At 61.3% G+C, this 20,020-nt stretch carries 20 protein-coding genes; 14 read left to right on the top strand and 6 right to left on the bottom strand.

What is annotated here, in order from left to right:
- Nucleotides 1–89: 89 nt before the first annotated feature.
- From K6N12_RS09860 to K6N12_RS09845, 4 genes are all read left to right on the top strand, one after another.
- Nucleotides 90–812, top strand: a complete 723-nt coding sequence (locus tag K6N12_RS09860) for a DUF1868 domain-containing protein (RefSeq protein ID WP_097625015.1) — start codon at nt 90–92, stop codon at nt 810–812.
- A gap of 13 nt (nt 813–825) precedes the next feature.
- The gene (locus tag K6N12_RS09855) at nt 826–1,473 is read left to right on the top strand and encodes a glutathione S-transferase family protein (protein WP_097625014.1); all 648 of its coding nucleotides are present in this window, start codon (nt 826–828) and stop codon (nt 1,471–1,473) included.
- Nucleotides 1,474–1,628: 155 nt separating this feature from the next.
- Nucleotides 1,629–1,814 (top strand): 50S ribosomal protein L32, encoded by a 186-nt coding sequence (gene rpmF, locus K6N12_RS09850; protein ID WP_003543812.1) that lies wholly within the window; start codon nt 1,629–1,631, stop codon nt 1,812–1,814.
- Nucleotides 1,815–1,957: 143 nt separating this feature from the next.
- Nucleotides 1,958–2,365, top strand: coding sequence for a hypothetical protein (locus K6N12_RS09845; protein WP_003589652.1), 408 nt, complete (start codon nt 1,958–1,960; stop codon nt 2,363–2,365).
- On the opposite strand, the gene phaR is transcribed toward K6N12_RS09845, so the two are convergent.
- On the bottom strand, nt 2,360–2,932 hold the full coding sequence (gene phaR / locus K6N12_RS09840) for a polyhydroxyalkanoate synthesis repressor PhaR (RefSeq protein ID WP_003583046.1): 573 nt from the start codon (nt 2,930–2,932) through the stop codon (nt 2,360–2,362). The two genes, K6N12_RS09845 and phaR, sit on opposite strands and share 6 nt — an antisense overlap.
- A gap of 238 nt (nt 2,933–3,170) precedes the next feature.
- Between phaR and K6N12_RS09835 the strand changes: the two genes are divergently transcribed.
- Together K6N12_RS09835 and phbB are read left to right on the top strand one after the other, a co-directional pair.
- Nucleotides 3,171–4,352 (top strand): acetyl-CoA C-acetyltransferase, encoded by a 1,182-nt coding sequence (locus K6N12_RS09835; protein ID WP_097625013.1) that lies wholly within the window; start codon nt 3,171–3,173, stop codon nt 4,350–4,352.
- A gap of 69 nt (nt 4,353–4,421) precedes the next feature.
- Nucleotides 4,422–5,147: a beta-ketoacyl-ACP reductase gene (phbB, locus tag K6N12_RS09830; RefSeq protein ID WP_012559314.1), complete on the top strand. Its 726-nt coding sequence runs from the start codon at nt 4,422–4,424 to the stop codon at nt 5,145–5,147.
- A 91-nt stretch (nt 5,148–5,238) separates the two neighbouring features.
- Here phbB and K6N12_RS09825 read toward each other — a convergent pair whose 3' ends face one another.
- The 3 genes from K6N12_RS09825 to K6N12_RS09815 form a co-directional block, all read right to left on the bottom strand.
- Nucleotides 5,239–5,397 (bottom strand): hypothetical protein, encoded by a 159-nt coding sequence (locus K6N12_RS09825; protein ID WP_165503890.1) that lies wholly within the window; start codon nt 5,395–5,397, stop codon nt 5,239–5,241.
- A 194-nt stretch (nt 5,398–5,591) separates the two neighbouring features.
- A complete protein-coding gene (locus K6N12_RS09820; RefSeq protein WP_003543792.1) occupies nt 5,592–5,852 on the bottom strand; it encodes a YMGG-like glycine zipper-containing protein in 261 nt (86 codons plus the stop codon).
- A gap of 27 nt (nt 5,853–5,879) precedes the next feature.
- The gene (locus tag K6N12_RS09815; protein ID WP_003543790.1) at nt 5,880–6,035 is read right to left on the bottom strand and encodes a DUF3309 family protein; all 156 of its coding nucleotides are present in this window, start codon (nt 6,033–6,035) and stop codon (nt 5,880–5,882) included.
- A 794-nt stretch (nt 6,036–6,829) separates the two neighbouring features.
- On the opposite strand from K6N12_RS09815, the gene K6N12_RS09810 reads away from it, so the two are divergent.
- From K6N12_RS09810 to K6N12_RS09790, 5 genes are all read left to right on the top strand, one after another.
- On the top strand, nt 6,830–10,054 hold the full coding sequence (locus K6N12_RS09810; protein ID WP_222148805.1) for a helicase-related protein: 3,225 nt from the start codon (nt 6,830–6,832) through the stop codon (nt 10,052–10,054).
- A 2-nt stretch (nt 10,055–10,056) separates the two neighbouring features.
- Nucleotides 10,057–10,461, top strand: coding sequence for an RNA-binding S4 domain-containing protein (locus K6N12_RS09805; protein ID WP_097625012.1), 405 nt, complete (start codon nt 10,057–10,059; stop codon nt 10,459–10,461).
- 193 nt (nt 10,462–10,654) lie between these two features.
- Nucleotides 10,655–10,993, top strand: a complete 339-nt coding sequence (gene fdxA / locus K6N12_RS09800) for a ferredoxin FdxA (RefSeq protein ID WP_007632346.1) — start codon at nt 10,655–10,657, stop codon at nt 10,991–10,993.
- A gap of 395 nt (nt 10,994–11,388) precedes the next feature.
- Entirely contained in the window at nt 11,389–11,961 is a 573-nt protein-coding gene (locus K6N12_RS09795) for a CarD family transcriptional regulator (RefSeq protein WP_003543775.1), read from the top strand.
- Nucleotides 11,962–12,339: 378 nt separating this feature from the next.
- The gene (locus K6N12_RS09790; RefSeq protein WP_097625011.1) at nt 12,340–13,203 is read left to right on the top strand and encodes an RNA polymerase factor sigma-32; all 864 of its coding nucleotides are present in this window, start codon (nt 12,340–12,342) and stop codon (nt 13,201–13,203) included.
- A gap of 102 nt (nt 13,204–13,305) precedes the next feature.
- On the opposite strand, the gene K6N12_RS09785 is transcribed toward K6N12_RS09790, so the two are convergent.
- Together K6N12_RS09785 and K6N12_RS09780 are read right to left on the bottom strand one after the other, a co-directional pair.
- Nucleotides 13,306–14,850: a M48 family metalloprotease gene (locus K6N12_RS09785; protein ID WP_097625010.1), complete on the bottom strand. Its 1,545-nt coding sequence runs from the start codon at nt 14,848–14,850 to the stop codon at nt 13,306–13,308.
- A 382-nt stretch (nt 14,851–15,232) separates the two neighbouring features.
- Nucleotides 15,233–16,771 carry an MDR family MFS transporter gene (locus K6N12_RS09780; RefSeq protein ID WP_097625009.1) on the bottom strand — a complete coding sequence of 513 codons (1,539 nt, stop codon included), beginning with the start codon at nt 16,769–16,771 and terminating at the stop codon, nt 15,233–15,235.
- A gap of 115 nt (nt 16,772–16,886) precedes the next feature.
- Between K6N12_RS09780 and K6N12_RS09775 the strand changes: the two genes are divergently transcribed.
- The 3 genes from K6N12_RS09775 to K6N12_RS09765 all read left to right on the top strand — a co-directional run bounded on the left by K6N12_RS09775 (nt 16,887) and on the right by K6N12_RS09765 (nt 20,008).
- Complete coding sequence (locus K6N12_RS09775; RefSeq protein WP_097625008.1) at nt 16,887–17,414, top strand: MarR family winged helix-turn-helix transcriptional regulator; 528 nt, start codon at nt 16,887–16,889, stop codon at nt 17,412–17,414.
- A gap of 113 nt (nt 17,415–17,527) precedes the next feature.
- A complete protein-coding gene (locus tag K6N12_RS09770; RefSeq protein WP_179867093.1) occupies nt 17,528–18,184 on the top strand; it encodes a thiamine diphosphokinase in 657 nt (218 codons plus the stop codon).
- A gap of 3 nt (nt 18,185–18,187) precedes the next feature.
- The gene (locus tag K6N12_RS09765; protein WP_097625006.1) at nt 18,188–20,008 is read left to right on the top strand and encodes an ABC-F family ATP-binding cassette domain-containing protein; all 1,821 of its coding nucleotides are present in this window, start codon (nt 18,188–18,190) and stop codon (nt 20,006–20,008) included.
- The last annotated feature ends 12 nt before the right edge of the window (nt 20,009–20,020 follow it).

Genomic DNA, 20,020 nt, shown 5'->3' with positions numbered 1-20,020 from the left:
AACTTGTCATTGGTAGCCTCGAGCGTCATCTGACATTCTTGGTTCTGCCATATGGGCGGTGCAGTCCAAACAGAACCTTCGAGTCGCCCATGACCGCTACGATGTTTTCTCCCGAGCTTCTCTTCTATTCGAAGACGCACAATCCGAACCCGCCCGCCCATCTCGGCAGCCGTTATCGCAAGGTCGGCGGCTTTTTGCCTGAAGCCGGGAACACCATTGTCTGCCATGCCGAGAAAGGCTCGCGGACGCAGACGGTGCTAATCGAGGCGCGGGAGAAATATCTGGCGATGCCGGAGGCCCAGCAGTTCCTCTTCACGCCGATATCGAGCCTTCACATGACGCTTTTCGAAGGCGTCATCGAGACCAGGCGCCGGCAGGATTTCTGGCCGGGCGATCTTCCGCTCGAGACGCCGATCGGCGACATGACCGAACTGATGGCGGCGCGGCTCGAAGGTTTTTCGATGGCCGACCCCTTCAATGTCGCCGTGGTCGAAGCGCGCCCGTCGGGCCTGCTCCTCGACGGAGCGACGGAGAACGACCGCAAGGTCATGCGCGCCTGGCGCCACGCGTTTGCCGATCTCCTCGGCTATCGCCAGCCGAACCATGAAGACTACAAGTTTCACATGACCTTCGCCTATGCGATCGAACGGCTGGAGGACGAAGCCTTGCCGCGCTGGCAGGCGATGCTCGATGACGTTGCCGAGGACATCCGCCGCAAGGCCCCTGTTTTCGAGCTGACGCTACCGGCATTCTGCGTCTTCGAGGACATGAACCATTTCCACGAATTGCTGATTTTCGATTTCGACGTCTGAACGGGAGAAGCCCATGGATAGACCGACGCTCTATATCGCCAACAAGAACTATTCCTCCTGGTCTTTCCGGCCGTGGATGGCGCTGACGGGCCTCGGTATCGATTTCGAGGAGGTCCTGATCCCCTTCGACGACGCAGCGGGCAATCCCAATATCAAGGCCGTGTCTCCGACCGGGCGGGTGCCGCTTCTGCAGCATGGCGCGTTGAAGATCTGGGAATCGCTGGCGATCATCGAATATGCCGCCGAGCTGCATCCGGACGCCGGTCTTCTGCCCGCCGATCGCGCCCAGCGGGCGCTCGCCCGGTCGGTTTCGATGGAGATGCTCTCGAGCTTCCGGGCTCTGCGCAGCGCCTGCCCGATGAATATCCGCCGGCCGAAGGCGAGGATCGCGCTGCCGGATGGTGTCGATACCGATATTAGCCGCATCGAGGCGATCTGGCGGGATCTCTTGCAGCAATCCGGCGGGCCGTTTCTCTTCGGCGCTTTCGGGGGCGCAGATGCGATGTTTGCGCCCGTCGTCAACCGGTTCGAGATCTATGAGCTGGTCGACCGAAGCGATACGCTCGCCTATATGCAGACCATGAAGGCGCATCCGGCTTGGCGCAAATGGGAAGAGGCGGCGCGCGCCGAGCCTTGGGTTGTGCCGGAAGACGAAGTCTGAGGTGGGAATCATCGGCGTGTCAAAAAATATGCATGGGGACTGGTCAAGGCCGCGCCTTGCATGTATAAGCGCGCAAAATTCCGAAATCGCGACATGTCCGTTTCGGCCGCCAGTCTGGCCGTGGGAATGTTTTGCCCGCAAGTGGAGTAATAGAAATGGCTGTACCGAAGAGAAAAACAAGCCCGTCCAAGCGCGGGATGCGCCGTTCGGCTGATGCGCTGAAGGCTCCGACCTATGTCGAAGACAAGAACTCCGGCGAACTTCGCCGTCCGCATCACATCGACCTGAAGACCGGCATGTATCGCGGCCGCCAGGTTCTGACGCCGAAGGAAAGCGCATAATTTCCGATTAGGCTCGTCCGATCGAACGCTTAAAGGCCGGCGTCACGCCGGCCTTTTCATATTCAGCGATATAATATTTGCAATGACTTGCGGTGGGGCAATGCTTTGCGGCAGTATTCTTCCAGCCGCCAAGGAGATTGCCGATGATAGCTGCAATGCCGCTGATGATTATCCCGTTCGTTCTCTACAACCTGGCGATGCTCGGCCTGATGGGCGAGGGCGGTATTCCGGCGCTGCAGCATGACGTCATCGTGTTGTCGATGATATCAGGCGCGATCTGGAGCATGGCGCTCGGCGATCTTTTCATCGTCATCGCGCTCGTCGTGCTGTTCTTCGAAATCCTGAAAGCGACCAGAACGGGTCCCGGCAACCTCATCAACCACATATTGTCGATGCTGGTTTTCATCGCCTTCCTGGTCGAGTTTCTGCTCGTCCGAGATGCTGCAACGCAGGTCTTCTTCATTTTGATGACGATCGCTCTGATCGATGTGATTGGCGGGTTTGCCGTGTCGATCCGGAGCGCCGGACGGGATGTCTCGATCGGATTATAGGTTGTCGAGTTTGTTCTGAAGGGCGCGGAGCTGTTCCTTCAGCTCATCGATATCCTTGGCCTCGGCCTTGCGGCTTTCCTTGGCCGGCGGCGTCATGAAGGGCGAGAACATCTGCATCGCCTGCTGAAACAGCTCGGTGTTGCGGCGAACCTGGTCCTCGACCATCTGCATCGGCAGTTGCAGGTTCTTGCCGAGCGGCGTTTCACCGAAGGCCCGGTTTACCTGCTCGCGCATCTGGGATTGCTGTTCGCTGAAGGCGCGCATCGAATGTTCGAGAAAGCTCGGCACGACCATCTGCATCTGGTCTCCGTAATAGGTGATGAGCTGGCGCAGGAAGGAGATCGGGAGAAGCGTGTTGCCGGTCTTCGATTCCTGCTCGAAGATAATCTGGGTCAGCACCGAATGAGTGATGTCATCTCCGCTTTTTGCATCCTGGACGGTAAATTCTTCGCCCTTCTTCACCATCTCCGCCAGGTCTTCCAGCGTGACGTAGGTGCTGGTGCCTGTATTGTATAGGCGGCGATTGGCGTATTTCTTGATGACTATCTGACCCTCATGCTTCGCCATATCAGTCTCCTGGACCCCCGTCTGAATTATGGATATTCCTCCACTTCAGACTGTAAACGCAAAAGAAGGCCGGTGACAATCTCTTTGTGCGATGCGGCAAACCTTTCACAGAGCAGATGAATTCGGGCTTTCGCGTTCGTGCCGAAAAATGACCCCGGCCGGTCTTCGCGTTTGACTTGCGCTCCAAGCTTTGCCAGTTTCCTCTTATGTAAGTGAGACGAAAACGAGGAGCGTCCCCATGAGCAATTCATCCATCGTCATCGCCAGTGCAGGTCGAACGGCCGTCGGCTCGTTCAACGGCGCTTTCGCAACGGTTCCGGCGCATGAGCTCGGCGCGGCCGTCATCAAGGGTGCGCTCGCGCGCGCCGGCGTCGATGCCGGCGAAGTGGATGAGGTGATCCTCGGTCAGGTGCTCGCTGCAGGCGAGGGCCAGAACCCGGCGCGCCAGGCGGCGATAAAAGCCGGCATTCCGAAGGAGGCGACAGCCTGGGGCGTCAACCAGCTCTGCGGTTCGGGTCTGCGCGCCGTCGCGCTCGGCATGCAGCAGATCGCCACCGGCGACGCCAAGATCATCGTTGCCGGCGGCCAGGAATCCATGTCGATGGCACCGCATGCCATGCACTTGCGCGGCGGCGTCAAGATGGGCGACGCCAAGATGGTCGACACCATGATCAAGGACGGCCTGACCGATGCGTTCCACGGCTACCACATGGGCATCACCGCCGAGAATATCGCGCGTCAGTGGCAGCTTTCGCGTGACGAGCAGGATCAGTTCGCCGTCGCCTCGCAGAACAAGGCGGAGGCGGCGCAGAAGGCCGGCCGCTTTGCCGACGAGATCATCCCCTACATCATTCAGACGCGTAAGGGCGACGTTACGGTCGATGCCGACGAATATATCCGTCATGGCGCCACGCTGGAGGCGATGGGTAAGCTGCGCCCGGCCTTCGACAAGGAGGGCACGGTGACGGCAGCGAATGCTTCCGGCCTCAACGACGGCGCCGCTGCCGCGGTGCTGATGAGCGAAGCGGAGGCGGTCCGTCGCGGTATCCAGCCGCTCGCCCGCATCGTCTCTTGGGCGACCGCCGGCGTCGATCCTTCGATCATGGGCACCGGCCCGATCCCGGCGTCGCGCAAGGCGCTCGAAAAGGCCGGCTGGTCGGTCGGCGATCTCGATCTCGTCGAAGCCAACGAGGCTTTCGCGGCGCAGGCCTGCGCCGTCACCAAGGATCTCGGATGGGATCCTGCGATCGTCAACGTCAACGGCGGGGCGATCGCGATCGGCCATCCGATCGGCGCTTCCGGCGCGCGCGTTCTCAATACGCTGTTGTTCGAAATGAAGCGCCGCGGCGCCAAGAAGGGGCTGGCCACGCTTTGCATCGGTGGCGGCATGGGTGTCGCCATGTGCTTCGAAGCACTTTAAACAGCATACGATCCGTCATTGATTGAAAAATCCCGCCAGAGCGGGGCGAAAACAAAAGGGGAGCGGAACATGAGCAGAGTGGCTGTGGTCACCGGGGGTACGCGCGGCATTGGTGCGGCCATATCCGTGGCGCTGAAAAACGCCGGATACAGGGTTGCCGCCAATTATGCCGGCAACGACGAGAAGGCCAAAGCCTTCCACGACGCCACCGGCGTGCCGGTGTTCAAATGGGATGTTTCGGATTACGCCGCCTGCGGCGAGGGGATCGCCCGGATCGAAAGCGAGATCGGGCCGGTGGAAGTGCTCGTCAACAATGCCGGCATCACCCGCGACGCGATGTTCCACAAGATGACGCCGCAGCAGTGGCACGAGGTGATCAATACCAACCTCACCGGCCTGTTCAACATGACGCATCAGGTCTGGACCGGCATGCGTGACCGCAGCTTCGGCCGCATCGTCAATATTTCGTCGATCAACGGCCAGAAGGGGCAGATGGGTCAGGCGAACTATTCGGCGGCCAAAGCCGGCGATCTCGGCTTCACCAAGGCGCTGGCCCAGGAAGGGGCGGCCAAGAACATCACCGTCAATGCCATCTGCCCCGGTTACATCGGAACCGAGATGGTGCTCGCCGTGCCGGAGAAGGTGCTGAACGAACGTATCATTCCGCAGATTCCCGTCGGGCGTCTCGGCGAGCCTGAGGAAATTGCGCGCTGCGTTACCTTCCTCGCCTCCGACGATGCCGGCTTCATCACCGGCTCGACGCTGACCGCCAATGGCGGGCAGTTCTTCGTCTAACCGGCCCCGGAAATCGGAATCGACTTGAAAGCGATAGCGCGTCTTGCCGGACGCGCTATCGCTCTTTGTATGGATGCCCGCCGTGCGGACATCAGGAACGGCCGCCGGTGTTTTGGTGACGCCGTGGCGGAATCTTGACCGGCACGCGCTGCGGCGAGCGATCCTGGCCGCGAAGAGCTGAAATCGCGCTTGTGAGGAAAGCCAAGGCGATGAGAATGGCGACAGCGGAATTCAGGAAAATCTGACCCATGGAAGCGTTCCTTTCAGATGCGCCGGGCGGATTCGCCTGCCCACTGCGCTCATGAAGGAAATGTGCACCTGCCTGATGGAGGTCGGTAGGTTTGGCTTTGGCGACCGATCGTCAACGCCGCGTTGACGGAGGCGGCCATCAAAGAAAAACGGGCGCCGAAGCGCCCGTTGGGAAGTCCGATATGCTTTTGCCGATCAGTAGCGGCAACGGGCCTCGTAGCGGCGGCCGTAGCGGTCGCGATAGACGCAGTAGCCGCGGCGTTCGACCGACTGGCCGATGAGAGCGCCGGTCAGACCGCCGGCAACGGCGCCGACGGCGGCACCACCCCAGCTGTTGGTCACGGCACCGCCGATGACCGCGCCGGTGCCGGCGCCGATCGCCGTTCCCTGCTCGGTCGCTGTGCAGGATGCCAGGGCGCCGACGAGCGCACCAATAAGAACAATCTTCTTCATCATGTCGTAACTCCCCAGGTTTGTTGGCCTTTAGATGCGGCCCATGAGTACAAGGATAATGATAATCACGAGAACTAGCCCCAAACCGCCAGAAGGTCCATAGCCCCAGCCACGGCTATAACCCCAATTCGGCAAGGCTCCGATCAAGAGCAGAATGAGGATAACAAGAAGTATTGTGCCAAGCATGGTGTGTTTCCTTCATTTCATCCGCAATTTGAATGGACCAGAAACACGCATTGGCGATTTTTGTTCCCGGTTAAGCCAGGAAATGTGACGCGCTGGGACCCCCGCCCTATCGAAAACCTGCCCGTATGGTTAAAAAGGCGTTTAAATACAACATGTTGCGGTGAACAAAGCGAGAAGGTCCCGATGTCGCCGATTCGTCAGCGATTCGTTCCGTATTTGATCGGCGCGCCGCCGGCGACCATCCCGGCTTAACGGGATATGAATCCGGCTTCCGAAAGATTAATGCCGATGGACAAGGCGGAACGGGGACGCCGATCGGCGATACGCATATAGCGCATGGACCGAGTTTCGCCACCAGATGTGGCCGTGAACGAAAGGCGAAAACGATGCGGTCAGCGATTCGTCGCCGATTCGTTCCGGCTTTGGTCGAGAGGTTAATTTCAGGCGCAATTTTTGATTGTTCGCCACTGGCCGGATTCGCCGATGGCGGCGACGAAAATGCCAAGCGGAGGGAGTCAGACGATTCAGCATCTAGTGGGAAAAAGTGATTCAAAATCAATACTTAGCCGTGAACAAAAGCTGAATCATCGGGAGTCAGCGATTCGTCGCTGATTCGTTCTCACGCTGTTCCGAATCGCAAATACCGGCGGTCCGCGTGACTCGCCAAGGTCGTAATCCCGGCAGCATTTTAAAATCTGCCCTTGCGTTTGCGGCGGCGGCTGTCCATGTGTTCTCTGGCTTCCGTCGCGGGAGCACTGTTTTCCTGGGGGCTGCCCGCCTCATTTGCATGGACCATGACTCTGACTTCGCAGCCGATGATTCTGAGCGGGCGCGGTGTGACCGCGGTGCTTGGGCCGACCAATACCGGTAAGACCCATTATGCCATCGAGCGCATGGTCGCTCACGGGACCGGCGTGATCGGCCTGCCGCTCAGGCTGCTGGCGCGTGAGGTCTATACGCGGGTGGTGGAGAAGGTCGGCGCGCAGAATGTGGCGCTGGTCACCGGCGAGGAAAAGATTTCGCCGCCCAATGCGCGCTTTTCGGTCTGCACCGTCGAGGCGATGCCGCGTGAGACCAAGGCCGCCTTCGTCGCAATCGACGAGGTGCAGCTCGCCGGCGATCTTGAGCGCGGCCATATCTTCACCGACCGCATCCTGCATCTTCGCGGCCGCGAGGAAACGCTGCTGCTCGGCGCGGCAACGATGCAGCCGATCCTGCAGCAGCTCCTGCCCGGCATCACGATCGTCGAGCGGCCGCGGCTTTCGCATCTTTTCTATGCCGGGCAGAAGAAGATCACCCGGCTGCCGCAGCGCTCGGCCATCGTCGCCTTCTCGGCCGACGAGGTCTATGCGATCGCCGAACTCATCCGCCGGCAGCGCGGCGGCGCGGCTGTCGTGCTCGGCGCGCTCAGCCCGCGCACCCGCAATGCGCAGGTGGCGCTTTATCAGGCGGGCGATGTCGAATATCTGGTGGCGACCGATGCGATCGGCATGGGCCTCAACCTCGATGTCGATCACGTCGCCTTCGCCCAGGACCGGAAGTTCGACGGCTACCAGTTTCGCAATCTCAATCCGGGCGAACTCGGCCAGATCGCCGGACGCGCCGGGCGGCACGTTCGCGACGGTACCTTCGGCGTCACCGGACAGGTTTCGCCCCTGGACGAGGAGCTGGTACAGCGCATCGAAGGGCATGAATTCGACAACGTCAAGGTTTTGCAGTGGCGCACCACCGAAATGGACTTCTCCTCGATCCAAGCGCTGCGCGCCAGCCTCGAGGCGGGACCGCGCGTAGCGGGGTTGACGCGGGCGCTGCCTGCGGTCGACCAGCAGGCGCTGGAACAGCTTTCACGTTATCCCGAGGTGATCAACCTTGCCGACAGGCCGGCCCGGGTCGAAAAACTCTGGGAGGCTTGCGCGCTTCCCGACTATCGGCGTATCACCCCGGCACAACATGCCGATCTTATCTCGACCCTCTTTTCCGATCTCGTGCGCTATGGCACGGTGAACGAGCAGTTTCTCGCGGAACAGGTTCATCGCTCCGATCGGACAGATGGGGAAATTGACACGCTTTCGGCGCGAATCGCGCAGATAAGAACCTGGACCTATGTTTCGAATCGGCCTGGTTGGCTTGCCGATCCGACACACTGGCAGGAAAAGACGCGGGAAATCGAAGATCGATTGTCCGACGCGTTACATGAAAGGTTGACGAAACGCTTTGTTGATCGCAGGACATCTGTGCTCATGAAGCGCCTGAGAGAGAATGCGATGCTGGAAGCTGAAATCAGTGTGAATGGCGATGTCTTCGTTGAAGGACATCATGTAGGGCAATTGAGCGGATTCCGCTTCACGCCGGTGGCGGGAACGGACGGACCGGATGCCAAGGCGGTTCAGGCTGCGTCGCAGAAAGCGCTCGCGCTCGAATTCGAGGCCCGTGCGGCTCGAATCCATGCCGCTGGCAACAGTGACCTGGCGATCGGTTCGGATGGCCTGATCCGTTGGATCGGCGACCCGGTGGCGCGGCTTTCGGGCAGCGATCACATCATGCGTCCGCGGGTGATTCTGCTGGCCGACGAGCAGTTGACGGGCAATGCCCGCGATCATGTCGCCGCCCGTGTCGAACGCTTCGTCAATCATCATATCAGCACGGTGCTGAAGCCGCTCGATGATCTGTCGCGCGCCGAGGACCTGCAGGGTCTGGCAAAGGGGCTCGCGTTCCAGCTCGTCGAAAACCTCGGCGTGCTGTTCCGCCGTGACGTGACCGAGGAGGTCAAGTCGCTCGATCAGGAGGCCCGCGCCTCGATGCGCCGCTACGGCGTGCGTTTCGGCGCTTACCATATTTTCGTTCCGGCACTTCTGAAGCCGGCGCCGGCCGAGCTCATCACGCTGCTCTGGGCGCTGAAGAACGACGGTTTGGACAAGCCGGGCTACGGCGATCTCATTCCGGTGCTTGCCGCCGGCCGCACCTCGGTCGTCACCGACCCAAGTTTCGAGCGGATGTTCTATAAGCTCGCCGGCTTCCGCTTCCTCGGCAAGCGTGCCGTGCGCATCGACATCCTCGAGCGGCTTGCCGATATCATCCGGCCGCTGCTGCAGTGGAAGCCCGGTCAGAGCAACCGGCCGGAGGGCGCCTATGACGGCCGCCGCTTCACGACGACGACGGCGATGCTGTCGATCCTCGGGGCGACGCTCGAGGACATGGAAGAAATCCTCAAGGGTCTCGGCTATCGCGCCGATGCGGTGAAGGCGGAAGAGGCATCGGCACATCTTGCGACGCAGGATGCGGCCTCAGTGCCGGCAACGGCCGCGGAAGCGCCTGCCGACGATACAGCTGAAAAGGCCGATCACGACGATGCCGACGGCGCGACGGAAGAAACTGCCGCCGAGCCATCTGTGGCCGAGGCAGCTTCTGCTGATGTCGACACGCCGGTGGCGGAAACGGTGAAAACCGCGGCTCCTGATGAAGCGGTCGAGACATCTGCTCCTGATGAAGCTTCCGCGCCTGAGGAAGCGGTGTCCGCTTCCGAGGAAACCGGCGAGCCGGTGGAACCGAAGCCGGTTCTTCTGTGGCGTCTCGGCGGCCGCAACGACAATCAGCGCCAGGCGCGCGGCGGGCATGGCGAACGCCGTGGCGGCCAGGGCCAGGAGCGGGGCCAGAACCAGGAACGCGGCGACCGCAATCGCCGGCCGGGTGGTGGTGAAGGCGGCGATGGCAATCGCGGCGGCGAAGGCCGCGACAATAATCGTCACAACCGCGGCAAGGACGGCGGCAACCGCGATGGCGGCCGGCCGCAGCAGCCAAGAGGCGACCGCAACAACCAGCCACGGGGCGACCAGCCACGCGGTGACCGGCAGGACCGCAAGGATCGCGGCGAGCGAAATGACCGCAACGATCGCAACAACAACCGCGGCGGTTCGCAGCCGCTGCGCTTCGAAGCCAAGCCGCCGCGCAAGGAGAAGCCGATCGATCCGGATTCGCCTTTCGCCAAGCTCGCGGCTCTCAAGGAGCAGATGAAGAAGTAATCATGAGCGGGGAGACACAGCCGACAAGCGGTTCGCGCCAGCGCATCGACAAGTGGCTGTTCTTCGCGCGTATGGTGAAGTCGCGCTCGCTGGCGCAGAGCCATATCCAGTCGGGCCATGTGCGTATCAACGGCGAGCGCTGCAATCATCCGAGCCAGATGGTCAAGCCGGGCGACCGTATCGAGCTGACGCTGGAGCGGCGCGACGTCGTTCTCGTCATGCGACTCGCCGGCGAGCGGCGGGGGCCTTACGAGGAGGCCCGCCTGCTCTACGAGGACCTGTCGCCGCCGCCGGATGAGGCAAAACGCCTCAGCCCCTACGAGCAGGCGATCCGGGCGACCGGCACCGGCCGGCCGACCAAAAAGGAACGACGCGCAATCGACAGGCTGATGTCGGACGAGGATTAGAAAACTCTGCCCGCGGTGGCGGCTTTTGCAGATCGTTTATCCTTGAAATCCGGCGTTAAAGCCGATACGTCACTGACAACCTGCCGGAAGCGTGCTTGCCTCCCAAGCCTGCCCACGCTTTTCCTCCGGCACGGGGATAGGCGCGACGTTCCAGGTTGCCCGGCCCCATCAGCATGGAATCCTGGAGTTCTTCATGACCTACGTCGTGACCGACAATTGCATCAAGTGCAAATACACCGATTGCGTGGAAGTCTGCCCCGTCGATTGCTTCTACGAGGGCGAGAATTTCCTCGTCATCCACCCCGACGAATGCATCGATTGCGGCGTCTGCGAACCTGAATGTCCCGCCGAGGCGATCAAGCCGGATACCGAGCCGGGCCTCGACAAATGGCTGAAGATCAACACCGAATATGCCACCATCTGGCCGAATATCACGGTCAAGAAGGAGCCGTTGCCGGAGGCCAAGGAGATGGATGGCGAGACCGGAAAGTTCGAGAAGTATTTCTCGGAAAAACCCGGTTCCGGCGATTGAGACGGCGGCCATAATCGGCCGCCGGATTGAGGCGGCTGTGGGGTAAAACGTTTTAAAAGCTGCGTGAGGAATATGGGGGACATGTGTTGCCCGCATGACTCAAGCGAAGCAAATTATTGATTTCCTCATATTTTTATGATAGGTTTCGTCTACTGTTCCATTTGTGGCATGACGCATGCCCAAAACCATCACGAAAGCAAAACCAAATCCGTACGCGGTTTCCGTGACATATCAACGCTTTGAGCGCCGGGTCCCAAGATCGTGCGCAAGAAGTTCTTTGCTTTTGCCCGATGGGACCAGAGTGAAGTCACCCGACGGATTCTACCGTCTCACCCGGGCCTGACTGACCCGGCTCCGGCCGCCGCCGGAAGCGTAACAGGGAGTTTTTGAATAGAATGACGACTCAGCAGAAAAAGCCTTCCACAGCACGCCATGGCTTCAAGACCGGTGAATCGATCGTCTACCCCGCTCACGGCGTCGGTACCATCACCGCTATTGAAGAGCAAGAAGTTGCCGGCATGAAGCTCGAACTTTTCGTTATCGATTTCGAAAAGGACAAGATGCGCCTGAAGGTTCCGGTCGCGAAGGCGATGAGCATCGGCATGCGCAAGCTTTCGGAAACGGATTTCGTCGAGCGTGCATTGAAGGTCGTGCAGGGCAAGGCCCGCGTCAAGCGCACTATGTGGTCCCGCCGCGCCCAGGAATACGATGCCAAGATCAATTCCGGCGACCTGATTTCCATCGCTGAAGTCGTGCGCGATCTCTATCGTGCCGAAAACCAACCTGAACAGTCCTATTCCGAGCGCCAGCTTTATGAGGCTGCACTCGACCGCATGGCGCGCGAAATCGCCGCCGTCAACAAGATGTCGGAAACCGAAGCCGTCCGCCTCGTCGAGACCAATCTCAACAAGGGTCCGAAGCGCGGCAAGGCGATCGAAGAAGACGATTCGCAGGACGAAGCCGCTTAAGGCGACCCTGTTTTTCTTTGTCAAAAAACCCGGTGCAAGCCGGGTTTTTTATTGGAACTTTTTCACGGCTGCCGCGTTTAACACACGTAATTGCGGACTGCTCGCCGGGCAATGTGCCTCGACGGGCGAACTGCTATTCCGTCAATGTTCGATGAGGAGCGGATCATGCCTTTTCAATATTGCCCATCCGGCAAGGTGAAGAAACAGGTCCAGCCCGGCCGTCTTAACGGCCCATGATGAGAAATAGGGCCTCCCCCTGAAAAGTCCAGGGGCGAGGCCTTTATGCATTCAGATCCCCCATTCAGTCCGGACCGCGATGTTCCGGAAGGTGCGTTTTATTGTTCATTTAGGGCGAGAGGCCTGTTTCAGGAGATCGAAATGAAGAACATGTCTGCAGACCGGCGCATGATCAAGATCGCGATGGCCGCCCCCTACCTCGCCCGTCAGGAAGAGCACGATCTTGCCATCCGCTGGAAGGATCACGACGACCGCGGCGCGCGCAACCAGATCGCCATGGCCCATATGCGGCTCGTCATATCGATGGCGGGCAAGTTCCGCAATTTCGGCCTGCCAATGAGCGATCTTGTGCAGGAGGGCTATGTCGGCCTGCTCGAGGCGGCCGCCCGCTTCGAGCCGGAACGCGATGTGCGTTTTTCGACCTATGCAAGCTGGTGGATCAGGGCTTCGATTCAGGATTATATCCTGCGCAACTGGTCGATCGTGCGCGGCGGCACGAGCTCGGCCCAGAAGGCGCTGTTCTTCAATCTGCGTCGTCTGCGCGCCAAGCTCGCCAAGGGCGACACCCAGCTGACGCTGCAATCCATTCACCAGGAAATCGCCGCGGCGCTTGGCGTCAGCCTCGCCGATGTGCAGACGATGGATGCCAGGCTTTCCGGCAACGACGCCTCGCTGCAGGCGCCTTCGGTCTCCGGCGATGCCGAGAGTGCAGAGAAGATGGACTTCCTCGTCAGCGACGATCCCCTGCCGGATGAGCAGGTTTCCAACATGATCGACGGCGAGCGCCGCCGCGTCTGGCTCGCCTCGGCGCTGAAACATCTCAACGAACGCGAGATGAAAATCATCAGCGCCCGGCGTCTGGCGGAAGACGGCGCCACGCTCGAAGAACTCGGCGCCGATCTCGGTATTTCCAAGGAACGTGTGCGGCAGATCGAAAGCCGGGCGATGGAGAAGCTCCGCAGCGCGCTGGTCAACGCCGATCCGCACATGGCGGCCTATGCTTAGATTTAAAGTTCTGCTGCGTCCCGAGGGCGTCGAAAGACGCCCGGCGCCGTAACTTCGTTCCCCTCCAGCAGCACTGACTCGCCCGGCGTAAGCCGGGTTTTTTTATTCGGCGATGATCTTGACGCGATCGCCGGGTGAAACGGCTGCACCCGTGGGCAGGGCATTGATGAGTTTGAAGAGATCGAGTTTGCGATCGGTGCCCATCATGCGGGCGGCGAGCGTCGAGATGTTTTCACCCGGTCGGACGGTGACGACACGGATGCGCAGCGGCTTCAGCGAGGCTGCCTCCGCCGGCGTCATGCGCCGGAAACTTGCGCGCAGGACATTGGCGGTCGGCTCAAGGGCGTCGCTGCCTTTCGGCACGGCGGTCAGGAAACGGAAGATCTGCGAATTGTTGCGGATCACGGTAACGTCGAAATCCCAGCGATCCGCGCTTGCACGCGCTGTGGCTGCTTCCATGCCGTTGATGGTGACTGGCTGGATGGTCGACGGGTCGAGGCCGGTCACCCAGCCGCTGGAGATATAGTTGGTGAGGCTCTGGTTCTGATTGTCGGCGACGCCGTCGAAGCGGACAGCGATGTCGTTCGGGCCGGTGGCCATCACGGCTTCGACCTTGTTGTCGATGTGAAAATCCGGTGGCACGTCAAAGCGGATGCCGAGGCCTCCATGCAGGAAGGTCTGGCCGCGCACATAGCCTTCCTCCGGGCTGTCGCCGTAGAGCAGGCCGTCTATGCCGTCGAGATAATAGTCGCGGCCCTTGTCGCCGACCGACCCTTCCTGGCCGAAGGCCCGCGCATGGGTGCGGGCAAGCTCGATGCGCTGGGCGGAATTCGGATGGCTCGACAGGAAGTCGAGGCTTTGATCGGCTTCGGGATCGACCGACATGAAGCGGCTGTACGCCGCCATGGAATCGAGGAAGCGGGCAGCGGAATAGGGGTCGTAGCCGGCTTCGCCGAGCATGCGCACGCCGATGACATCGGCCTGCAATTCCTGCTGGCGGGAGAAGGCGGCGAGCCGCAGTTTGCCGCGGGCTAGCGCCTGCTTGCCGGCGATATCGCTGGAAAGGACCTCGGCGACGACGCGGCTGGCGATGACCTCAGCCTCTTCGCGCTTCTGCCGCTCGATGCCGTGGTTCGCCGTCACATGGCCCATCTCGTGCGACAGCACGGCGGCGACCTCGGAGGCGTCGTTGGCAAGGGCGAGCAGGCCGCGGGTGACGTAGAGATAGCCGCCCGGCAGCGCAAAGGCGTTGATCGCCGGTGAATTCAGGATGGTGATGCGGTAGGACTGGCTCGGATTTTCCGACACCGCCGTCAGCGCGCCGGCGATGCGGGCGACGAGGCGCTCGGTCTTGGCGTCCTTGTATTCGCCGCCGTAGCTTGCGACGATGCGCGGATGTTCGCGGGCGCCCATTGCCGCGCGCGGGTCGTTCTTCTGCACCTCGTCGACGATCTGCGGATTGGAAGAAGGCGACACGCTCGGCTGATAGGATTGCTCGATCAGCGTTTGACAGCCATTCAGCGCCATTGCGATGGTCGAAAGCAGCATCAGGCGACGCGCGAAGCGCCGGGGCGCGAAGATGGCATCACTGGAAAGCGCGGGCGATTTCCACGTCGTCAAGCTTTCCAGTCTGGTTCTCCGCATCATGTCGCTATTTTGCCGGTTCGCCGCAGATTGGCACCGACCGTGGCAAGGGGAATTCAACAGGTGCCCACCCCTGATCTCGCGCTGCACAATCGGCCGATACAAGTCCTTGCTGTAGCTGATTTACGCATCGGTTGCATAGCGAGACTCTGCTTAAATGTGGCGGCGTTGCATTTTGGCAAGCCTCGGGCGTTGAGGCCTCCCTTCGCTCGGATGAAATTATGGCGAAAGTTCCGTCAGAAAGCGGAGATTCGTCGACTGCGCGGAAAAAGAACGGCCCGATTGAAGCAATCGAGCTGATGGGGGCAGTCAGCCGGGAAAATTACAATCCTTGATGGTCCTGTTCCAGAAGAACGCCTTCCGATGAGGTATCCGCCCCGATTCGTTATTCCGCGGCTTCGGCCGTCGTCGGTTGTGGTCTTATCGTCTCGCCGGCGCGGGGCAGTTGCACAGGCTTCAGCATGAGAGCGGCCACAAGGCCGATCACCGCAAAGGCGCAGGCCGTCAGGAAGAGCGGCGAGAAGGCGGCGGCATAGAGGTCGGCGACAGACTGGCGGCTTGCTTCGGGAAGGGAAGCCATCATCTTCGGCGTCAGCTGCTCGATATCAGCGACACCGGGAATGGACACGCCGACCTTGTTAAGCTGAGAGGCGATGATGGCGCCATAGATGGAGATAGCGATCGACGCACCTCCCATGCGCGACAGCGTCACCGAACCGGTGGCGGCGCCGACGTCGCGGGCGGACGCTGCATTCTGCACGCCGATGACGGGAACCTGCTGGGCAAGGCCGATGCCGATACCATGCAGCATCATGATCGCGCCGATGAAAGCGATCGGCGTTCCCGCATGGATCTGCGACATCAGTGCGAAGGCGATGGCGCTGCAGGTCAGGCTTGCAATGGCGAAGGGCTTGTAGCGCCCCGTCTTTGAGATGATGCGGCCTGCGGACAGCGATCCGCAGACGAGGCCGCCCGTCAGAAGGATGAAGAGAAGGCCGGCGGCAGAGGGCGAAAGGCCGGTGGTGGTCTGGAGAAAGAGCGCGAGGTAATTGACCATGCCGATGGCGATGGCGCCGCCCATAATCGAGATCACCAGGAGCAGGTTGAAGGTCGAATTACGAAAGAGCTCCAGCGGCACGATCGGCTCCGGCGCGCGGCGTTCGACGAATACCCAAGTGACGGCGCAGACGACGCCGAAGGCGACGATGGCGATACTCTGCGGCGAGACCAATGCGCCGAACAGTTCGCTGCTGTCAGTGGCAAGCACGATACTGGTTGTCGTCAGCGCGAGCAGCAGCGCACCGGCATAATCGATCCTCGGGCGGCGATGCGGCTTGCGATAAGGTAACATCATGGCAAGTCCGGCGAGCGCGATCAGGCCGATCGGCACGTTGACGAGGAAAATCGAACGCCAGCCGAAAAGGTCGCTCATCGTGCCGCCGAGCACCGGACCGATCGCGCCGGACGCCATCAGCACGAGGCTGGAATAGCTCTGGTAACGCGCCCGCTCGCGCGGCTCGAACAAATCGGCATTGACCGCGAAGATCGACACCATGATGCCGCCGCCGCCGAGACCCTGCAGCACGCGGGCGGCGATTAGCGTGTTCATCGAGACCGCGAGGCCGCAGACCGCCGAGCCGACGGTGAAAATCATGATCGCCGCCATCATCACATATTTGCGGCCGAAGAGATCGCCGAGCTTGCCATAGAGCGGCATGACGGCGCTGAGCGCCAGGAGATAGGCCGAGCCGATCCAGCCGAAACGCTCGAGATGGCCGAATTCGCCGACGATCGTCGGCAGCGCCGTCGAAACGATCTGATTATCGAGCGTCGCCATGAACATGGCCGTCATCAGGAAGAAGAAGAGGATAAGCCGGCGACGAGGATCCGTCACGAGCGGCTGAGGCGCGAATTGCATGTCCATGGGAGCATCGTTCCGGGTTGGCCGCTTTTTATGTGCTGACAGCATATATTTGTCAATAGCACATTAATGACATCGGCATATTCAAAATCTGAAACGGCTCTGATATGGTCCGATTATGAATGACGTGCTGACCAAGACCAATTCCCCGGAACCGGCTGCGCCGGATGAGAAAAACGTCCCACGCATCGGCCGGAGCATGGGGCGCATGCGGTTGATGACCGGGCGGCGGTTGATCGGCCGGTTGGCGATCCAGAGTGCCGCGCCGGGCCTCGAACTTTCGCATCTCGATGTGCTCGATGCTGTGCGCAGGGCGCAGCCTGCCGGCGAAGTCACGGTCGGCATGATCGCGGAGATGCTGCGCATCGATCCGTCACGGGCAAGCCGGGTGGTGGCCGACATGGTCGGGCGTAACGTGCTGCGCCGCGAGGCTTCACAGGCCGATGCCCGGCGGATTGTCGTCGTCATGACCGAGGTCGGCCAGAAACTGCTTGCCGAGATCGTCGCGCAGAAACTAGCGATCATCTCCGAGATCGTCTCCGACTGGTCCGAGGAGGATGTCGATCGCTTCGCCATATTGTTCGAACGTTTCATCGGCGGCTACGAGGCGGTCTTCCAGTCGCGCGACAAGGACACGCCGGGCTAGCGTCATTTTCACATGAGCGCGGGCGCGTCCTGTTGGATGCGCGGCGCTAGACGGCAAATGGGGCCGATCCAGCCGCGCCCCTTCCCCTCGACCCCTCGTTTGCGCTAAGGGCAATGCCCATGAGCCAATCCACCTTTACCATTCTCCTTGGCGGCGAACTCAGCCTGACGGAGCGTCTGCGCCATGCCGTCGGCGGCAGCCGTTTCATCGCAGCCGATGGCGGTATGCGGCATGCGGCGGCACTTGGCATTACGCCGGAGATCTGGGTCGGCGATTTCGATTCGACCCCGGCCGATCTCGAAGGCGCCTTTCCCGATGTGCCGAAACAGCCCTATCCCGCGGCAAAGGCGGCGACGGACGGCGAAATCGCCGTGTCGGAAGCAATCGCGCGGGGTGCGCGGCGGCTGATCCTGGCCGGTGCGCTTGGCGGCGAACGCTCGGACCACGCGCTTCAGCATCTGCTGTCGGCCGTCAGTCTGGCGGAACAAGGTTTCGACCTGCTGCTGACCTCGGGCAAGGAGGAGGCGGTGCCGCTGCTTGCCGGAACGATCGAGCTGCATCTTCCCAAGGCCAGCCTGTTTTCCGTGCTCGGGTTCAGCGAGCTGACCGGGCTTTGCATCGACAATGCGCGTTATCCGCTGGCCGATTTCCATCTGCCTTTCGGCTCGTCGCGCACCATTTCCAATGTCGCGGAAGGCAAGGTTTGCTTTTCGCTCCGCAGCGGCCGGGCGATTGTGCTCGCCAGGCCCTATGATCTTTCCGGAGTCTGATTTTTGGCCCCTCCCATTCTGAAACTCGACGATATCTTTCTGAGCTTCGGCGGCGCGCCGCTTCTGGCCGGTGCCAGCCTGCAGATCGAGCCCGGCGACAAAATCTGTCTCGTCGGGCGCAACGGCTCGGGAAAATCGACGCTTCTGAAGATCGCCGCCGGCCTGGTCGAGGCGCAATCCGGCGAGGTCTTCCGTCATCCGTCTTCGACGGTGCGTTATCTCGAACAGGCGCCCGATTTTGCTGGTTTCAACACTGTCCAGGCCTATGCCGAGGCCGGCCTCGGGCCGGGCGACGACCCATATCGCGTCACCTATCTGCTGTCCCATCTCGGGCTGACCGGCGAGGAAGATCCGAGCACCCTTTCCGGCGGCGAATCGCGCCGCGCAGCACTTGCCCGCGTGCTGGCGCCGGAGCCCGACATTCTCCTGCTCGACGAGCCGACCAACCATCTCGACCTTCCCACAATCGAATGGCTGGAGGGCGAGCTGCAGAAGACGCGCAGCGCCCTGGTGCTGATCTCGCACGACCGGCGCTTCCTCGAAAAGGTCTCGACGGCAACCGTCTGGCTCGACCGCGGCACCTCGCGCCGGCTCGACAGGGGATTTTCGCATTTCGAGGCCTGGCGCGACCAGGTGCTCGAAGCCGAAGAGCTGGAGCAGCATAAACTCGGCAAGGCGATCGAGCGCGAGGAGCACTGGCTGCGTTACGGCGTCACGGCGCGGCGCAAGCGCAACATGCGCCGCCTCGGCGAGTTGCAGACGATGCGCTCGCAATATCGCGGCCACAAGGGGCCGCAGGGAACGGTGCAGGCGACGGCTTCGGACGCGCAGGAATCCGGCAAGCTGGTGATCGAGGCCGACAAGATCACCAAGAGCTTCGGCGACCGGCCGATCGTCACGCCCTTCTCGATCCGCGTGCATCGCGGCGATTGCATCGGTCTGGTCGGGCCGAACGGCGCCGGCAAGACGACGCTGTTGAAGATGCTGACCGGGCAGCTTTCGCCGGATAGCGGCACGATAAAGCTCGGCACCAATCTGGAGATCGCGACACTCGACCAGAAGCGCGAGGATCTCGATCCCGAGGATACTCTCGCCAATTACCTGACGGATGGGCGCGGCGAAAACCTGCTCGTCAACGGCGAACAGCGCCATGTCACCGGCTATATGAAGGAGTTCCTGTTCCAGCCGGAGCAGGCGCGAACGCCGATCAGAAGCCTCTCCGGCGGCGAGCGCGCCCGGCTGATGCTGGCGCGTATTCTCTCGCGCCCTGCAAATCTGTTGATCCTCGACGAACCGACCAACGATCTCGATATCGAAACGCTCGATCTGCTGCAGGAGATCGTCGCCGGTTTTCCCGGCACCGTCATTCTCGTCAGCCACGACCGCGATTTTCTCGACCGCACCGTGACCTCGACGATTGCACCCGCCGTGCCGCATGCGCCTGATGGCCGCTGGATCGAATATGCCGGCGGCTATTCCGACATGCTTGCGCAGCGCAAGGGCGCGATCGACGAGCGCAAGCGGGCCGAGAAGGCGACGGAGAAGCCGAAGCCCCAGGAGGCGGCACCTTCCGGCGGAAGCTCGAAGAGCAAGCTCTCCTTCAAGCAGAAATTCGCGCTGGACAATTTGCCGAAGGAGATGGCGAAAGCCGAAGCCGAGATCGCCAAACGCGAACAGGCGATGGCCGATCCCAACCTCTTTACGCGCGATGCCGCTGCCTTCAACCGGCTTGCCAGCGAGATGGAGAAACTGCGGGCCAGCCTCACCAAGATGGAAGAGGAGTGGCTGGAGCTCGAAATGCTGCGGGAAGAGCTGGAAGGCTGAGGCTTTCCAACT

The sequence above is a fragment of the Rhizobium redzepovicii genome, assembly GCF_019793435.1.
Classification (GTDB): Bacteria; Pseudomonadota; Alphaproteobacteria; order Rhizobiales; family Rhizobiaceae; genus Rhizobium; species Rhizobium redzepovicii.
The sequence above is the reverse complement of the archived record's forward strand: the minus strand, read 5'-3'. Positions and strand labels throughout refer to the sequence as shown.

Bases quoted from the DNA above. Each gene is read 5' to 3' on its own strand.
- K6N12_RS09810 (WP_222148805.1), top strand. From the start codon at position 6,830: ATGACTCTGACTTCGCAGCCGATGATTCTGAGCGGGCGCGGTGTGACC.
- rpmF (WP_003543812.1), top strand. From the start codon at position 1,629: ATGGCTGTACCGAAGAGAAAAACAAGCCCGTCCAAGCGCGGGATGCGC.
- K6N12_RS09820 (WP_003543792.1), bottom strand. From the start codon at position 5,852: ATGATGAAGAAGATTGTTCTTATTGGTGCGCTCGTCGGCGCCCTGGCA.
- K6N12_RS09835 (WP_097625013.1), top strand. From the start codon at position 3,171: ATGAGCAATTCATCCATCGTCATCGCCAGTGCAGGTCGAACGGCCGTC.
- K6N12_RS09785 (WP_097625010.1), bottom strand. From the start codon at position 14,850: ATGATGCGGAGAACCAGACTGGAAAGCTTGACGACGTGGAAATCGCCC.
- K6N12_RS09795 (WP_003543775.1), top strand. From the start codon at position 11,389: ATGACGACTCAGCAGAAAAAGCCTTCCACAGCACGCCATGGCTTCAAG.
- K6N12_RS09860 (WP_097625015.1), top strand. From the start codon at position 90: ATGACCGCTACGATGTTTTCTCCCGAGCTTCTCTTCTATTCGAAGACG.
- phaR (WP_003583046.1), bottom strand. From the start codon at position 2,932: ATGGCGAAGCATGAGGGTCAGATAGTCATCAAGAAATACGCCAATCGC.
- fdxA (WP_007632346.1), top strand. From the start codon at position 10,655: ATGACCTACGTCGTGACCGACAATTGCATCAAGTGCAAATACACCGAT.
- K6N12_RS09825 (WP_165503890.1), bottom strand. From the start codon at position 5,397: ATGGGTCAGATTTTCCTGAATTCCGCTGTCGCCATTCTCATCGCCTTG.
- K6N12_RS09780 (WP_097625009.1), bottom strand. From the start codon at position 16,771: ATGGACATGCAATTCGCGCCTCAGCCGCTCGTGACGGATCCTCGTCGC.
- K6N12_RS09805 (WP_097625012.1), top strand. From the start codon at position 10,057: ATGAGCGGGGAGACACAGCCGACAAGCGGTTCGCGCCAGCGCATCGAC.
- K6N12_RS09790 (WP_097625011.1), top strand. From the start codon at position 12,340: ATGAAGAACATGTCTGCAGACCGGCGCATGATCAAGATCGCGATGGCC.
- K6N12_RS09845 (WP_003589652.1), top strand. From the start codon at position 1,958: ATGATAGCTGCAATGCCGCTGATGATTATCCCGTTCGTTCTCTACAAC.
- K6N12_RS09775 (WP_097625008.1), top strand. From the start codon at position 16,887: ATGAATGACGTGCTGACCAAGACCAATTCCCCGGAACCGGCTGCGCCG.
- K6N12_RS09815 (WP_003543790.1), bottom strand. From the start codon at position 6,035: ATGCTTGGCACAATACTTCTTGTTATCCTCATTCTGCTCTTGATCGGA.
- K6N12_RS09855 (WP_097625014.1), top strand. From the start codon at position 826: ATGGATAGACCGACGCTCTATATCGCCAACAAGAACTATTCCTCCTGG.
- K6N12_RS09770 (WP_179867093.1), top strand. From the start codon at position 17,528: ATGCCCATGAGCCAATCCACCTTTACCATTCTCCTTGGCGGCGAACTC.
- phbB (WP_012559314.1), top strand. From the start codon at position 4,422: ATGAGCAGAGTGGCTGTGGTCACCGGGGGTACGCGCGGCATTGGTGCG.